This is a genomic window from Bradyrhizobium sp. (assembly GCF_016219575.1).
Classification (GTDB): domain Bacteria; phylum Pseudomonadota; class Alphaproteobacteria; order Rhizobiales; family Xanthobacteraceae; genus Bradyrhizobium.
Window position 1 is genome coordinate 15,562 of sequence record NZ_JACRMG010000008.1, and the last position, 15,369, is coordinate 30,930.

At 65.2% G+C, this 15,369-nt stretch carries 15 protein-coding genes; 12 read left to right on the forward strand and 3 right to left on the reverse strand.

The genetic code is table 11. The annotated features are described in order from the left end of the window. Nucleotides 1–63 precede the first annotated feature (63 nt). The gene (gene flgG / locus HZB49_RS04710) at nucleotides 64–852 is read right to left on the reverse strand and encodes a flagellar basal-body rod protein FlgG (protein ID WP_291609347.1); all 789 of its coding nucleotides are present in this window, start codon (nucleotides 850–852) and stop codon (nucleotides 64–66) included. Between the two features lie 15 nt (nucleotides 853–867). Continuing rightward, a complete protein-coding gene (gene flgF / locus HZB49_RS04715; protein WP_291609348.1) occupies nucleotides 868–1,635 on the reverse strand; it encodes a flagellar basal-body rod protein FlgF in 768 nt (255 codons plus the stop codon). Nucleotides 1,636–2,020: 385 nt separating this feature from the next. Here flgF and fliL point away from each other — a divergent pair, with 385 nt between their 5' ends. The 10 genes from fliL (at nucleotide 2,021) to HZB49_RS04765 (ending at nucleotide 12,076) form a co-directional block, all read left to right on the forward strand. Beyond that, nucleotides 2,021–2,521 (forward strand): flagellar basal body-associated protein FliL, encoded by a 501-nt coding sequence (fliL, locus tag HZB49_RS04720; protein ID WP_291609349.1) that lies wholly within the window; start codon nucleotides 2,021–2,023, stop codon nucleotides 2,519–2,521. Between the two features lie 19 nt (nucleotides 2,522–2,540). Further along, on the forward strand, nucleotides 2,541–3,743 hold the full coding sequence (gene fliM, locus HZB49_RS04725; protein ID WP_291609350.1) for a flagellar motor switch protein FliM: 1,203 nt from the start codon (nucleotides 2,541–2,543) through the stop codon (nucleotides 3,741–3,743). Beyond that, nucleotides 3,740–4,189 carry a DUF6468 domain-containing protein gene (locus tag HZB49_RS04730; RefSeq protein ID WP_291609351.1) on the forward strand — a complete coding sequence of 150 codons (450 nt, stop codon included), beginning with the start codon at nucleotides 3,740–3,742 and terminating at the stop codon, nucleotides 4,187–4,189. The genes fliM and HZB49_RS04730 overlap by 4 nt, the downstream gene beginning before the upstream one ends. Beyond that, nucleotides 4,186–4,962: a flagellar protein FlbB gene (locus tag HZB49_RS04735; RefSeq protein WP_291609352.1), complete on the forward strand. Its 777-nt coding sequence runs from the start codon at nucleotides 4,186–4,188 to the stop codon at nucleotides 4,960–4,962. The genes HZB49_RS04730 and HZB49_RS04735 overlap by 4 nt, the downstream gene beginning before the upstream one ends. Before the next feature lie 85 nt (nucleotides 4,963–5,047). Beyond that, nucleotides 5,048–8,818: a tetratricopeptide repeat protein gene (locus HZB49_RS04740; protein WP_291609353.1), complete on the forward strand. Its 3,771-nt coding sequence runs from the start codon at nucleotides 5,048–5,050 to the stop codon at nucleotides 8,816–8,818. Between the two features lie 130 nt (nucleotides 8,819–8,948). Next, nucleotides 8,949–9,230: a type II toxin-antitoxin system RelE/ParE family toxin gene (locus HZB49_RS04745; RefSeq protein ID WP_291609354.1), complete on the forward strand. Its 282-nt coding sequence runs from the start codon at nucleotides 8,949–8,951 to the stop codon at nucleotides 9,228–9,230. 12 nt (nucleotides 9,231–9,242) lie between these two features. Beyond that, nucleotides 9,243–9,548: a HigA family addiction module antitoxin gene (locus HZB49_RS04750; protein WP_291609355.1), complete on the forward strand. Its 306-nt coding sequence runs from the start codon at nucleotides 9,243–9,245 to the stop codon at nucleotides 9,546–9,548. A 208-nt stretch (nucleotides 9,549–9,756) separates the two neighbouring features. Continuing rightward, the gene (locus HZB49_RS04755) at nucleotides 9,757–9,993 is read left to right on the forward strand and encodes a hypothetical protein (protein WP_291609356.1); all 237 of its coding nucleotides are present in this window, start codon (nucleotides 9,757–9,759) and stop codon (nucleotides 9,991–9,993) included. A gap of 126 nt (nucleotides 9,994–10,119) precedes the next feature. Beyond that, nucleotides 10,120–10,926, forward strand: coding sequence for a helix-turn-helix domain-containing protein (locus HZB49_RS04760; RefSeq protein WP_291609357.1), 807 nt, complete (start codon nucleotides 10,120–10,122; stop codon nucleotides 10,924–10,926). A gap of 118 nt (nucleotides 10,927–11,044) precedes the next feature. Further along, nucleotides 11,045–12,076, forward strand: a complete 1,032-nt coding sequence (locus HZB49_RS04765; protein WP_291609358.1) for an MBL fold metallo-hydrolase — start codon at nucleotides 11,045–11,047, stop codon at nucleotides 12,074–12,076. A 24-nt stretch (nucleotides 12,077–12,100) separates the two neighbouring features. Here the strand turns inward: HZB49_RS04765 and HZB49_RS04770 are convergent, their stop codons facing one another. Then, nucleotides 12,101–13,615 carry a DHA2 family efflux MFS transporter permease subunit gene (locus tag HZB49_RS04770; protein ID WP_291609429.1) on the reverse strand — a complete coding sequence of 505 codons (1,515 nt, stop codon included), beginning with the start codon at nucleotides 13,613–13,615 and terminating at the stop codon, nucleotides 12,101–12,103. A gap of 99 nt (nucleotides 13,616–13,714) precedes the next feature. Here HZB49_RS04770 and HZB49_RS04775 point away from each other — a divergent pair, with 99 nt between their 5' ends. Further along, nucleotides 13,715–14,233, forward strand: a complete 519-nt coding sequence (locus HZB49_RS04775) for a MarR family transcriptional regulator (RefSeq protein WP_291609359.1) — start codon at nucleotides 13,715–13,717, stop codon at nucleotides 14,231–14,233. Further along, entirely contained in the window at nucleotides 14,230–15,306 is a 1,077-nt protein-coding gene (locus HZB49_RS04780) for an HlyD family secretion protein (protein ID WP_291609360.1), read from the forward strand. Before HZB49_RS04775 ends, HZB49_RS04780 begins: the two co-directional genes overlap by 4 nt. Nucleotides 15,307–15,369 lie beyond the last annotated feature (63 nt).

The window sequence follows — 15,369 nt, forward strand, 5'->3', positions numbered from 1 at the left end:
GGGAGAGGGCTCAGTGTGCCGAGCGGAGAGAGCGAGTTTAAGCACGATCATGACCATCATTCCTCAGCGGAACATCTGGGTGGTGGCTTGCAGCATCTGGTCGGCGGCGGAGACGACCTTGGCGTTCATCTCGTAGGCGCGCTGGGCCGCGATCAGGTCGGAGATTTCGGTGACGACCTCGACGTTGGACTGCTCGAGGTTGGACTGCAGCATGTCGCCGAAGCCGTCGGTGTTGGCGATTCCGTCCTGCGGCGCGCCGGAGGCGGGCGTGTCCTGGAACAAATTGTCGCCGATCGGCTTCAGGCCGGCCTTGTTGATGAAGCGCGTCAGGCCGATCTGGCCGGCGACGGTCGGCGTGGTCGAGCCCGGCAGCGTCACCGACACCTGGCCCTGCGCGTTGACGGTCAGGCCCGACGAATTGTTCGGGATGGTGATGGTCGGCTGCACCGGATTGCCCTGCGCGTTCACGATGCGGCCCTGCGCGTCCATCATGAAGGAGCCGTCGCGGGTATAGGCATAGGTGCCGTCGGGCATCTGGATCTTGAAGAAGCCTTCGCCGCGGACGGCGATGTCGAGCTCGTTGCCGGTCGGCAGCAGCGTGCCCTGGCCCATCAGCCGCGGCGTGCCGACGGTCCTGACGCCGCCGCCGAGATCGACGCCGACGGGAAGAATGGTGCCCTGGTCGGAGGCCTGCGCGCCGACGCGGCGCACATGGTCGTAGATCAGGTCCTGGAACGCCGCGCGCTGCTTCTTGTAGCCGGTGGTGCGGAGGTTCGCGATGTTGTTGGAGATCACCTGAACGTTGAGTTCCTGTGCCGCCATGCCGGTCGCTGCTGTGATGACTGCGCGCATCTGGGTTTCTCCCTATCAGGCCGGCACTTCGGCGAGTCTGTCGATTGCCGTGCGGTGCAGGTCGTGCTGCTGCTGCAGCATCCCCGCGATCTGCGTGTACATGCGGTTGACCTCGATCATCCGGCTCATCTCGGTGATCGCATTGACGTTGGAGCGTTCGACGAATCCCTGGTGCAGCTGCGACGTGGTGTCGGCCTGCGCGGCATTGCCCTCGCCGAGCGAGTACAGGTTGGAGCCTTCCTTCCTGAGCCGCTGCGGCTGCGAGAAGCCGACGATGCGCAGCTTGGCGCGGATCGAGTCGATGCGGTTGGTGCCTTCCAGCACCGTGATGGTGCCGTCCTTGGCGATGTTGATCTGCTTGTCGGTCTGCTGGAAGGTGATCGGGCCGTTGTTGCCGAGCACCTGGTAGCCGGAAGCCGTGACCAGCTGGCCCTGGTTGTTGATCTGGAAGGAGCCGTCGCGGGTGTAGCGCTCGCCGGCCGGGGTCTGCACCACGAACATGCCGTCGCCGCCGATCGCGACGTCGAGCGGGTTCTTGGTCTGGTCGGCGGAGCCCTGCGCGAAGTCGTGGAAGGTGGCGCGGTCCAGCACGTGGCTGATGCGGCGGTCGCGCGCGGCGATGAAATTGTCCTCGCGCGCCGTCGGCATCAGGTATTCCTGAAACAGCGAGCGGTCGGCCTTGAAGCCGTTGGTGTTCACGTTGGCGACGTTGTTGGCGATGATGTCCATCTGCCGTTCCAGCGTCACTTGCCGCGAAAGTCCGATGAGAAGCGTATTCTCCATCGGTGGAATCTCCCCTTGATGTGATCCGCCCCGCCGGTTCTCCCAAACGCAGCTTGCGGACCGAACGAACCCGCTGACGGCTCTCCCAAGCCACGGAGGGTTCGCCTTCCCCTCAGCGAAAGCCGTGCCAATCGGGAAAACGCAGTTATTTCAGAATCTTGAGAGATTTGCCGGGGTGCCGCCGATGCGGCAGAAAGGTCTTGTTGACCATGTTTGCCCGGCAGATTTTTCCTAGTCGCCGGGCAAAAGAAAGAAACCGTTAACCATTATTACCCTAGCGTTGCCGGCATCAGGGGCGCATTTGCGCCGGCGGCATTCGTATCGCGTCACGGCCATCGGCTGGCAGCACTTTCGCGCTCTTCCCGGGACAGATGGGGCGGGGGCCATGGCGGACAATGAAGCGGAAGGCGGCGCGGCAACCGAGGTTGCAGAGGCCGCACCGTCCAAAAAGGGCAAGCTCAAGCTGATCATCGCCGCCGCCGGCTTCTTCGTCATCATCAGCGCCGGCATCGGCGGCTGGATGATGATGACCAGGGGCCCCGGCGACGAGAAGAAGGCCGAAGCGGTGGCGACCAAGCCGCCGTCCTATGTCGACGTGCCGGAGATCATGGTCAACCTCGTCAGCCTGCCCGGCGAGCGGGTGCAATATCTCAAGATCAAGGTCGTCCTCGAGGTGAAGGAAGACAAGCAGATCGAGGCGATCAAGCCGAGCATGCCGCGCGTCTCCGACATCTTCCAGACCTACATGCGCGAGCTTCGCGCCGGCGACCTCAACGGATCGGCCGGGCTGTTCCGCCTCAAGGAAGAACTGACCCGCCGCGTCAATGCGGCGGTGGCGCCGCAGCAGGTCAGCGCGGTGCTGTTCAAGGAAATCGTGATCCAGTGAAGGGGCGGGTCTCTTAGCCATGGCTGGCAACGACCAAATGGACCAGGACGCCATTGCCGCGCAATGGGAAGCGTCGCTGGACTCCGAGGATCCCGCAGAGGCCGAAAAGGCAGCAGCCGCCAACGAAATATCCGGCACCATGGCGCTGCAATGGGCCGCCATGGTCGAGGACGGCGGCCGCGACTTCGGCAACACCAAGAACTCCGGCGAGCGCGTGCTCTCGCAGGAGGAAATCGACAATCTGCTCGGCTTCACCGCCGGTGAGATCAACCTCGACGACCATTCCGGCATCCGCGCCATCATCGACTCGGCGATGGTGTCCTATGAGCGCCTGCCGATGCTGGAAATCGTCTTCGACCGCCTGGTGCGGCTGATGACGACGAGCTTGCGCAATTTCACCTCCGACAACGTCGAAGTCTCGCTCGACCGCATCACTTCGGTGCGCTTCGGCGACTACATGAACTCGATTCCGCTGCCGGCCGTGCTCTGCGTGTTCAAGGCCGAAGAATGGGAGAATTTCGGGCTCGCCACCGTCGATTCCAGCCTGATCTATTCCATCATCGACGTGCTGCTCGGCGGCCGCCGCGGCCAGACCTCGCTGCGCATCGAGGGCCGGCCCTACACGACGATCGAAACCAACCTGGTGAAGCGGCTGATCGAGGTGGTGCTCGCCGATGCCGAGCAGGCGTTCCGCCCGCTGTCGCCGGTCACCTTCAGCATCGACCGCCTGGAGACCAATCCGCGCTTTGCCGCGATCAGCCGGCCTGCGAATGCCGCGATCCTGGTGCGGCTGCGCATCGACATGGAAGAACGCGGCGGCAATATCGAGTTGCTGCTGCCCTATGCCACCATCGAACCGATCCGCAACGTTCTGTTGCAGATGTTCATGGGCGAAAAATTCGGCCGCGACCCGATCTGGGAAGGGCATTTCGCCACCGAAGTGTCGCAGGCGGAGATTTCCGTCGATGCGGTGCTCTACGAGGCCGACATTCCCTTGAAGCAGCTGATGACGCTGAAGGTCGGCGACACGCTGCCCCTGGAGATGAAGGCCGACGCGCTGGTCACCGTGCGCTGCGGCAACGTCACGCTGACCGAGGGGCGGATGGGCCGGGTCGGCGACCGCGTCGCGATCCGGGTGACGAAGCAATTGCGCAAGCCGCAGACCACGCTTGCGATGTTCGAGAAGGCCGACGAGCAAACCAAGATGTTGGAGGCACAATGAGTCATGCCCTGGGGTTAGCGATCGAGAGTCTGGTGGCGGTGCTGCTGCTGCTCACCATCGGCTACTGCATCCTGCTCAACAAGCGGCTGCAGCGGCTGAAGGCGGACGAGCATTCGCTGAAGGCGACGATCGGCGAGCTGATTACCGCCACCGAGATCGCCGAGCGCGCGATCGGCGGGCTCAAGCACACGGTCCGCGACGTCAACGAAAATCTCGGCAGCCAGCTCACGGCGGCGACCCAGATGTCGGCGCATCTCAAGCAGCAGCTCGCCGAGGGCGACGCGGTGATCCGCCGCGTGTCGCGGATCGCCGCCGCGGCGCGGCCGCCGTCCGGACCGCAGGAAGCGGCACCCGCCGCCGCGCCGAGGTCGTCGTCCGCAAGGGCGGTCGCCGAGGCGGCGCAGGCCTTCTCCGAACGCCGAAGGGCTAACGGCCTCGCTGCATGAAATCGTTTCGCGACATCCGCGTCATTCCGGTCGTGCTGGTCGCGATCTTCGGCCTCGTGGTGCTGAAGGTCGCAGGCCTCGTGCTCGAGGGCGGCTACGTGTTCGACTACCAGCCGAGTTCCAAGGCCACGAAGCAGGCCTCCTGGGCACAGGAGATGCTGAACTATCCCGGCGGTCCGAAGGACGACCCGGCCGACATCACGGGCTCGGCGGCGGCCAAGAAGGAAGAGCCGCCGAAACCCGCCGCGCCCGCCACCGCGCCTTCCAAGCCCGATGGCGTCGTGGTGTTTCCCGACCAGAGCCCGCGGGTGTCGGAATCCGAGCGCGCGATCCTCGAGCGGCTGCAGACGCGCCGCCAGGAGCTCGAGCAGCGCGCCCGCGAGATCGAGATCCGCGAGAGCCTGTTGAAGGCGGCCGAGAAGCGCATCGAGAGCAAGGTCGAGGAATTGAAGGCGGTGGAGGGCCGCATCGGCACCGCGGCGGGCAATCGCAACGAGCAGGAGGCCGCGCGCTTCAAGGGCATCATCACGATGTATGAGGGCATGAAGCCGAAGGACGCCGCCAAGGTGTTCGACCGGCTGGAGATGGGCGTGCTGCTCGACATCGCCTCCCAGATCGCCCCGCGCAAGATGAGCGACATCATGGGCCTGATGCAGCCGGAAGCCGCCGAACGGCTCACGGTGGAGCTGGCCCGCCGCGCCGGCGGCGACAGCAACAAGGCGGCGGAATTGCCCAAGATCGAGGGCAAGATGCTGAACCAAAAGACCAATTAACGCGCATAATTAACAGACCCTTAAGCCCGCCAATTCTACAGTCGCAACCGGCGGAATCCGTCCGCCGACCGGACCGTTGACGCCGATGAAACGCCTGGCGCGAAGGCATCAGTTTGGCTCACTCCGCCGCGCCGCGGCGGGGATCGCCCGGTGCTGCCGCGGCCGGCTGTTGTCGCTCACGCTGGCCGTGTCGGTCGCGTGTGCTGCCTCGAGCGCCTTCGGCCAGGCCGAGCCGGTGCGGGGCGAGGCGGTGCTGCAGGCCAATCAGGGCTATGCCCGTCTCACGATCAAGCTTGCCGAGGACATCGAGTCGCAGGTGACGGCGGCGGGCCAGATCATCGTGATCCGCTTCAAGCGGCCGGTCGCGATTCCGGTCGGCAAGCTCGGCGATGCCGTTCCCGCCTACGTCTCCTCCGCCCGCATCGATCCCGACGGGGCGGCGATCCGCCTGTCGCTGGCGCGGCGCGTGACCATCAACACCATGACCGCCGGCGAGCGGCTGTTCGTGGATCTGCTGCCGGACTCCTGGACCGGGGCGCCGCCGCCCTTGCCGATCGAGGTCGTGCGCGAACTCTCCGAGCGCGCCCGCGCCGCCGAGCGTGCGTTGCGCCAGCAGAAGGCCGATGAAATTGCGCGCAAGCGGCCGCCGGTGCGCGTCAAGACGTCGGTGCAGCCGACCTTCGTCCGCTTCATCTTCGAGATGCCCGACGGCGTCGGCGTCTCCTCGGTGCTGAACGAGCAGAAGCTGTCGCTGCTGTTCAATGCGCCGCTGACGTTCGATCTCGCGGACGCCAAGGTCGCTGCCCCTCCGAACGTTGCCTCGATCAACCAGCGCATCGACGGCGAAAAGAGCGTGGTCGAGGCCGAGCTGATCGGCGACGTGGACGTGCATTCGTTCCGCGAGGAGAAGAGCTACATCATCGACGTCGCCTTCCAGCAGCAGGACAAGATGCCCGCCGCGCCGGCCAGAGCGTCATCCGAGACGCGCGCCCCGGCGCCGTCGGCGCCGGCCGCAGCACCGCTGGCTGCAATGAAGCCCGCGCAGGAGGCTCCGGCGAAGCAGGAGACTCCCGAACCGCAGACCAGCATCACGCCTGCGGAGATACCGCAGCCGACCTCGGAGACGATCGCCGAACAGGCCAGGATCGACATCAAGAGCGAAGCGGCCGCAAATCCGGCACCGGCCGCCGTGCAGGAAAAGCCGCAAGCCGCTGCGAGCCCGGCCGCGCCCGTCGAGCCCGCAAGTCCCGCTGCGGCGGCCGTGCCCGAAAAATCGACCGCCACCGAAGCGGCCAGTCCGCCGGCCCCGAAGGCCGGGAAACCGCAAGCTGCGGAAGCGCCGAAGACGATGCCGGCGGCCGCGGCGCCGGCCAGCCCGCCCGTCGTTGCCGGCACCAAGGCGGCCTCCGTCGCGGCCCAGCGCGACGCCGACGGGCTACGCGTCACCTTTGCCTTTGCCGCCACGACCCCGGCGGCGCTGTTCCGCCGCGCCGATACGGTGTGGCTGGTGTTCGACACCGCCGATCCCGTGAACATCGATGCCATCCGCAGCAAGGGCGGCGCGCTGGTCGCCGAGGTGAACAGCCTGTCGATCCCGCAGGGCCAGGCCGTGCGTATCCGCCTCAACCGCCCGCAATTGCCTTCGCTGTCCGGGGAGGAGAGCGGCGGCGGGACCAAATGGACGCTGACCTTTGCCGACACCATGCATGCGCCGTCGCTGCCGCTGGTCGCGGTGCGCAACATCACCGAACCCTCGCTCGCCAACGTCTCGGTGCCGCTCGCCAATCCCGGCATGCTGCACAAGTTCAGCGACCCCGATGCCGGCGATACCCTGTTCGTCGTCACCGCGTTGCCGCCGATCCGCGGCCTGATCAAGCGCCAGGATTTCGTCGAGCTGACGCTGCTGGAATCGATCCACGGAGTCGCCGTGCGGCCGAATTCCGACGACGTCACCGCCGAGATCGCCACCGACAAGATCAGGCTCGGCAAGCCCGGAGGGCTGACGCTGTCGTCGGCCGACGTGGCGGCGGAGCGCGCTGCGACCGCGGCACGCTCGCCCTTCGACATCGAGGAGTGGCGCAAGAACCAGGCCGGGCCCTTCATCGCGCGGGAGGACGCCTTGATGCGGGCCGCGGCCAGCGCGACGATTTCGGTCGAGCAAAAGCAGCGGGCGCGCATGGATCTGGCGCGCTTCTACATGGCGCGCGGCATGTATCACGAGGCCAAGGGCATGGCAGATTTCGTGCTCGACGAGGCCAAGCCGGGCTTCGAAGATCCGGGCGCGCTGTTGCTGCGTGCGGTCGCGCACATCCTGATCGGCCGTCCGACCGCCGGCCTGCACGACCTCGCCAATCCCGTGATCGGCAACAATTACGACTCGCAGCTGTGGCAGGGCCTCGCCAAGGCGCGGCAGGCCAAATGGGCGGAAGCGCGCGAAAAATTCAAGAACGTCGAGTTCGCGATCGCCTCGCTGCCGCCGGAACTGCAGCGCATCGTGGTGATGGATGCGATGCGCGCCTCGCTGGAGGTCAAGGATTTTGCCGGCGCGGCGCGCCGCCGCAGCGACCTCGACGTGGTCGGCGTGCCCCAGGAATTGCGGCCGGCGGTGTCGGTATTGCGCGGGCGGCTCGCCGAAGCGCTCGGCTACGACCGCGACGCCATGAACGACTACTGGACCGCGATCTCGTCTTCCGACCGGGAATCCGCGGCCGAAGCCAAGTTGCGCGAGGTCATGCTGCGGCAGAAGCGCGAGGAGATCCCCCAGGCCGACGCGCTGCGCGAGCTGGAAACGCTGTCGGTGATCTGGCGCGGCGACGCGGTCGAGGTGAAGGCGCTGCAGCTCATCGCCGGCATCTATGCGGAGAACGCACGCTACAGCGAGGCGCTGACGGCGGTGCGGACCGCGACGCGGCTGCAGCCGAATTCGGAAGTGGCGCGCCAGGCGCAGGACATGGCGTCGGCGCTGTTCACCGAGCTGTTTCTGACGCCGAAGGGCGACGACCTGCCGCCGGTGGAGGCGCTGGCGATGTTCTACGAGTTCCGCGAGCTGACCCCGATCGGCCGGCGCGGCGACGAGATGATCCGCAAGCTGGCCGACCGCCTGGTGGCGATCGACCTGCTCGACCAGGCCGCCGAGCTGCTGCAGTACCAGATCGACAAGCGGCTCGAGGGCGCGGCGCGCGCGCAGGTCGCCGCCCGCCTTGCCATGGTGTATCTGACCAACCGCAAGCCCGACCGCGCCATCTCGGCGCTGCGCGGCACCCGCATCGCCGATCTCTCCGGCGAGCTGCGCCAGCAGCGGCTCTTGCTCGAGGCGCGGGCGCAGAGCGACGTCGGCCGGCACGATCTTGCGCTCGACATCATCTCCAACATCGGCGGACGCGAGGCGGTCCGGCTGCGCTCCGACATCTACTGGGCGTCGCGGCACTGGCGCGAGTCGGCCGAGCAGATCGAGCTCTATTACGGTGACCGCTGGCGCGATTTCAAACCGCTGAATTCCAGCGAGAAGAGCGACATCATCCGCGCGGTGGTGGGCTATGCGCTCGCCGAGGACGCCATCGGGTTGGCGCGCTTCCGCGAGAAATATGCGCCCCTGATGAGCGGGGAGGCAGACCGCTTCGCCTTCGAGACCGCGAGCAAGCCGGCCAACGGCAACAGCGCCGAATTCGCCGAGATCGCCAAGATGGCGGCGAGCGTCGACACGCTGGATGGCTTCCTGCGCGAGATGAGGGCGCGTTTCCCCGATATGACCGCACGCGCCCCGTTGCCGCCGGAGACGGCGAAGGGCGATCCGGTCGCAACCGGTTCCTTGCCCGAAATCGTCGGGCTGAGGCAGGTTCTGCCGGTCCGGCGGTAGGGCACGATCGCGCCACTTCTCATTGGAGGGCAGCCTAACGCGTGTAGCGGGATATCGAGAAGTTGTCGGCGGCGTATCATTGGAAGATGCGCGACGACTTGACCATATCAGTGAATGATACATATGGTCCATGATCAGGAGCTTCCGGGACAAGATCACCGAAGCTGTCTTCAACGGCGAGAACCCGAAGGGCTTTCCGGCCGATCTGGTCAAAGTCGCGCGCCGAAAATTACGCTACTTCAATGCCGCAGGCGATCTCGGTGACTTGAGGTCGCCTCCCGGCAATCGCCTCGAGGCTCTCGCCGGGGATCGCCGGGGGCAGCACTCGATCCGCATCAATGACCAATTCCGGGTGTGCTTCGTTTGGACGCCGGAGGGTCCGGCAGAAGTCGAAGTCGTGGACTACCACTAGAGGGACGCCGCAATGACCAAGAAGCTCAAGCCCATGCATCCCGGTGAAGTTCTGCGGGAGGAGTTCCTCGTCCCGCTCAAAATGTCGGCGGGCGCCCTTGCCAAGGTGTGCGGCTTGCCCCGAACCCGGATCGAACGGATCGCGAGCGAGCAGACCGGCATTACGGCCGATACGGCGCTGCGGCTTGGCAAGGCGCTCGGCACAACGGCCCAGCTTTGGCTCAATCTGCAGACCGATTACGATGTTCAAGTCGCAAAGCGCGATCTCGGCAAGATTCTCGATCGCATCGAGACCGTGAACAAGCCGAAGGCGGCCTGACCGGCGGAGTGAGGGCGCTTCCCCGATATGACCGCACGGGCGCCTTTGCCGCCGGAGACGGCGAAGGGCGATCCGGTTGCAACCGGTTCCTTGCCCGAAATCGTCGGGCTGAGGCAGGTTCTGCCGGTCCGCCGGTAGGGCGCTCGGTGCTCTCGACAGAGGCGCGGCAAACCGGCAAGTTACGCCGCGTCAATGCCGGGGAGATGTCATGAGCAAGCCGTTGAAGACCGAAGCCGAACTGATCGCGATGGCGCGCGCCGAACTGAAGGTGCACGCCGACTGCCCCGACGGCATCGTCATCTCCGTGCTGCGCGACGGCGACAGCTGGGAATTCCGCGCCAAGGCGGACGAGGCTACGGTCGCCAAGCCGGGCTATCCCGAATGCGTCGCCATGCTGGTGCAGATAGGGGACCATCTGAGCAAGCAGTACGATTTCAAGGGATAGGACACGGCTGATCCGATAGCCGAGGCCCGTCGACGCGGTTGATCGCCCAGCGCCGAAGCCTGTTTGTGATAATATGCAGATCCCCGGACACAAGGCCTTGCGGTGGCGCCGAACGGGAGGCCGTCGATGGATGTCAGACGAAGGATCCCTCATCCCGCGCTTCGGAGCATCGTTCGCTCGTTCGAGGAGCGACGCGTAACATTGGGCCCCGAAGGGCTGACGTGGCCGCTGACAGCGCGGCCCCACCAGATCATCGACATTTATCTGGGCGATCCATTCCGTCTCCGAATTGATGGAGGTCCCCTGCAGACGGCCCCCGAAACGGTCGTAGTCGGTCCGCAAGGGTCGCGTCGCATCCAGCTCTACATGTCAGGGGAAGTCCACATCTTCAACATTCTGCTTCAGCCGGCTGCGCTCAGTCGCCTCGTCGGCATTGACATGACGTCACTCGTCAATGAAGGCATCCCCGGCCGCGACGTTCTCGGCAAGCGCGCGGAGCTGCTGAGCGACGCCGTACGTTCAGCAGGGGACTTTGCCTCGCGGGTAGCCGCTGCAGAACGCTGGTTCGGGACGATGCAGGATGACAGTTCTGCTCACGATGGGATCGACTATACCTCCCGTCTTCTGCTGGGATCGCGCGGTCGCATCCGTATCGACCACCTTGTGAAGCAATCGGGCCTGAGCGCGCGCCATTTCCAGCGGCGGTTCACCACTCAAGTGGGTCTTTCTCCCAAACTTTACGCGCGTACGGTCAGGTTTGATGCAGCCTTGACGGCCCATCGCGACGAACCGACGAAACCGTGGACCGGCATTATTCACGAAGCTGGATATTTCGATCAGGCGCATTTCATCCGCGAATGCCACGCATTGGTCGGCGTCGGACCGAGTCATTTTGTCGGCGACTGGGATAACATTTTTTCCCCGGATGGCTGAAATATACAAGCGCGCCGGCTGAAGGCAGCTGTTTGCTATCCCGCCAAAGGACACGCGCGCCGATTTGCGCCGATCCGACACGCGCGACCGACGCGATTCAGCAAGGGAATTGTACTCAATGGCGGCAAGTGGCGGGACGACAACGCGGCAACGCATTCTGGCAGGTGTCGCGGCGATTTTGGCATCAGTCTCTTCGATCTGCGGCGACGCGGCGGCTGAAGACAAGCCCCCGATGTCCAAGGACATTGTCGTGACGTTGCTCGGTACGGGTGCGCCTCTGCCGAGTCCCGCGCGTTTCGGGCCGGCAACGTTGGTTCAAGCCGGCGGGCTAAATCTGCTTTTCGATGCCGGGCGGGGCGTTACGGTGCGTCTGTTTCAATTGGGCATGTCGTCCGGCAACGGCATCGATGCCGTATTTCTGACCCACTATCACTCAGACCATGTCGCAGGATTGCCTGATCTCTGGATGACGGGATACATGTTTGGACCGTTCGGATCTCGCGCCAAAGCAATGCGGCTGTGGGGGCCATCAGACGGGACGACCGCGCCGAGCGGAGCGGCGAAGATTGCCAAAGGCCTCGCCGAGGCGTTCTCCGATGACGTTCGCATCCGCCAAGCGGACGAACATATCCCTGCAGCTGCCACGCAGATCGAGGTGCGGGACTTTCACGGAGACCGCGTCGTGTTTGACGAAGCCGGCGTCAAGGTCACCGCGTTTGCGGTCGACCACGGCGACCTGATCAAGCCATCCGTGGGTTATCGGATCGACTACGGCGCAAGGTCGGTCACGATTTCAGGTGACACGAAGTTCGACGAAAACCTGATCACGCATGCGACGGGAACGGATCTCTTGATACACGAAGTCTTTGCGATGTCGCAGCAAATGGCAAGATTGCCGCAGCTCAAGCCGATCGCGGCTCATCACACATCGCCCGAGGAAGCCGGGACGGTTTTTTCGCGTGTGAAGCCGAAGCTCGCTGCCTATTCGCACATCGTGCTTCTCGGGACGGAGGTGCGTGAGCTCCTGTCACGGACACAAAGCACCTATCAGGGACCGCTGGAGGTTGGAGAAGACCTCATGCGTTTCACGATTGGCGACCGCGTGGTCGCCAAGAGATGGAACCCTGAACTTCGAAAATATCCCGACTAACTCACCTTCGCGGCGTCGGCCGCCTCACGCCGCCTTGCGGCCCCTGACCAGCAGCGCGAACACGACCGCGAGCCCCGAGGCCACGGTGTACATCATGAAGGCGTTGAGATAGCCGATCATGGTGGCCTGCCGTCCGATCTCCCTGGCGATCCGGGCAAGGCCCTGCACGGTGTCGAAATTCCATCCGCCCGTCACGTCTGGCATCGCCAGCGCGCGGTTGTAGGGCGTGATCATCTCGGTCATGCGGCTGTAATTGGCGCCCGTGGTGCGCACGATCTCGGCGATCGACAGCGAGATGAAGAAGCTCGATCCGATGTTGCGCAGCAGATGGAAGATCGACGACGCCTCGGCGTAATGCTTTGCCTCCAGCGTGCCGAAGGCGACTACCGTGATCGGCACCCAGACGACGCCGACGGCGAAACCCTGGATCGCGCTGTTGATGACGAGAATCTCCATCGTCACGTTGAGATCGAAGGTCAGCATCCACAAGCCCGCGACGGTCTGCAGGCCGAAGCCGAAGGCCATGCTGATGCGTGGATCGATCCGGCTCATGAAGCCGGCGGTCATGAAGCCCACCAGCATGCCGACGCCGCGACTTCCGATCACCTGTCCGACCAGCATGTCGGGAAAGCCGGCCTGCTGCTGCAGGAGAGGGGGCAGCAGCACCATCGGCGTGAAATTCAGCATGCCGTAGATCGTCACCAGCGCAAGCCCGATGGCATAGTTGCGGTCCGACAGCAGTTTCAGGTTCACGAAGGGATGGCTGGCGCCCAGGCTGTGCACGAGGAATACGTAGAAGGCGATCGCCGCGACCAGGCATTCGACCACGATCTCGGTCGACTCGAACCAGTCGAGCCGGACGCCGCGGGCGAGCACGAGCTGAACCGCGGCAAGCGCCGTGGCGAGCGCGATGAAGCCGGTCCAGTCGAAGCGCACCTTGCTGAGCAGCTTGTCGGCCGGCAAGGTCAGGGCCATGCCGACGGTGGAGGCGATGCCGATCGGCACCAGCATGTAGAACGACCAGCGCCAGCTGTGCATCTCGGAAAGATAGCCGCCGAACACCGGGCCGAAGGCCGGCGCGACCGCCACCGCCATGCCGAAGATCGCCATCACCATCGTATGCTGGCGGCGCGGGAAGGTGTCGAACAGAATCGTCTGCGACAGCGGTATCACCGGCGCACCGGCACCGCCCTGCAGGATGCGCCACAGCACCAGCATTTCCAGCGACTGCGCCATCCCGCACAGCATGGTGGCGGCCGTGAAGCAGGCGATCGACCAGATCATCACCCGCTTGGTGCCGAAGCGCGAGACCAGCCAGCCCGTCATCGGCGTCACGACGGCGGTGGCGAGGATGTTGAACGTCATCACCCAGGCGATCTCGTCCTGGGTCGCCGACAGCGCGCCCTGCATTTGAGGCAGGATTGTTGACGTTGTCAGCAGCGCCGTGCCGTACAGCGAGGAGCCGAGAACGACCGTCGCCAGCGTCAGATAGCGCTGCGCCGGCGTCATGCCTGCGGCTGTTTCCTCTGTGGGACTCACAGAACTCAAGGCGTTTTTCCTTGATTGCCGGCCGGATAATAACCTAGCTTACCAATAATGATAACCTAGCTTACCAATAAGGGCGGAGACAACGGCCTCATGCCGAATACCGAGGAATATATCGGCGTCGTGATCTCCGACGTGGCCCGGCTGCTGCGGACGGAATTCGACCGCCGGGTGCGGCAGATGGGCATCACCCGCGCGCAATGGCTGGTCCTGACCCGCCTGCACCGTCGCCCGGGAGCCTCGCTGTCCGAACTCGCCGAAATGATGGAAGTGGAGAAGGCGACCGCCGGCCGCATGATCGACCGCCTGGTCGCCAATGGCTGGGTGGAACGCCGCACCGCGCGCGACGACCGCAGGGTCAAGCGGGTCTACCTCACCGACGATGCCGAGCGGGTGCACAAGCGCATCTGGCGCGTGGCCGAGGAGACGGTCGACGCAGCGCTTGCCGATCTCTCGGCGCGGGAAAGCAAGCTGCTGATGGACCTGCTGCAGCGCATCAAGACAACGCTGGTGTCGGCGGATGGAAATGATCCGGCGGCAAGTGCGGCGTCGAATGGCCGGAAGCGCGGGCTGAACGGCGCGAGCCGGCACAACGGCAGGGCTGCGCCATGAGCAAGCGGATGCAGCGGCTGGCGCTCATCGGCGTGCCCGTGCTGGTCATCGTCGGCGCGCTGATCTTCTGGCTGCAGGGCGGCCGCCACATGTCGACGGAAAATGCCTTCGTCAAGGCCGATATCGCCCAGATCGCCAGCGAAGTGCCGGGCCGTATCATGGAGCTTCGTGTTCGCGATCACACGGCCGTCTCGGCGGGCGACGTGTTGTTGCGCCTCGATCCCGCGACCTACCAGCTGGCGCTGGCGAAAGCGGAAGCGGAAGTCGATTCCGCGCGCGCCGCGGTCGAACAGATGAAGGCCAACCTGCGCGAGATTCGGGCCGAAGCTAAGGAGGCCGAGAACAAGCTGGAATATCTGCGGACCCAGGCAAGGCGCCAGCGCGAATTGTCCGGCCGCGGCGTGGCCTCGGTGGCGCAACTGGAACGGGTCACCAGCGAAGAGCAGGAAGGCGAGGATCGTCTGGCAGTCCTGCATCAGCGCATCGCGCGGGTGGAGGCGGCGCTCGGCGGCAAGCCGGACCGGCCGACCGATGCGTTCGCGGCCGTCCGCGAGAAGATGGCCTTGCGCGACCGCGCCGCGCTCGACCTCTCCTATACCGAGATCAAGGCGCCGAAGTCCGGCGTCGTCGTCAATTTCCGCCTGCAGCTCGGCGAGCAGGTCAAGCCGCAGACGCCGCTGTTCGCGCTGGTCACTGACCGCAGGCCGTGGCTGGAAGCCAACTTCAAGGAGACCGAGCTGACCCACGTCAAGGTGGGGCAGAAGGCCAAGGTCGTGCTCGACATGCATCCCGACGTCACCTGGGATGCCGTGGTCGAAAGCATCAGCCCTGCCACAGGCGCCGAATTCGCGGTGCTGCCGGCGCAAAACGCGTCCGGCAACTGGGTGAAGGTGGTGCAGCGGCTGCCGGTCCGCCTGCGGCTGATCGAGCAGCCGGGCGAGCCGGCCTTGCGCGCCGGCATGACCGCCTATGTCAGCATCGACACGCGGCGCACGCGGCAGCTCGCGAACCTGTTCGGCGGCGGCCCGGCGATTGCGGCGCATCCGGCCGCGGAAGGCGACAAGGGGAAGTAGGGCGTGAGGCTCTCAGCGGAATTGCAGGGTGGGCAAAGCGAAGCGTGCCCACCTTTCTTGCAC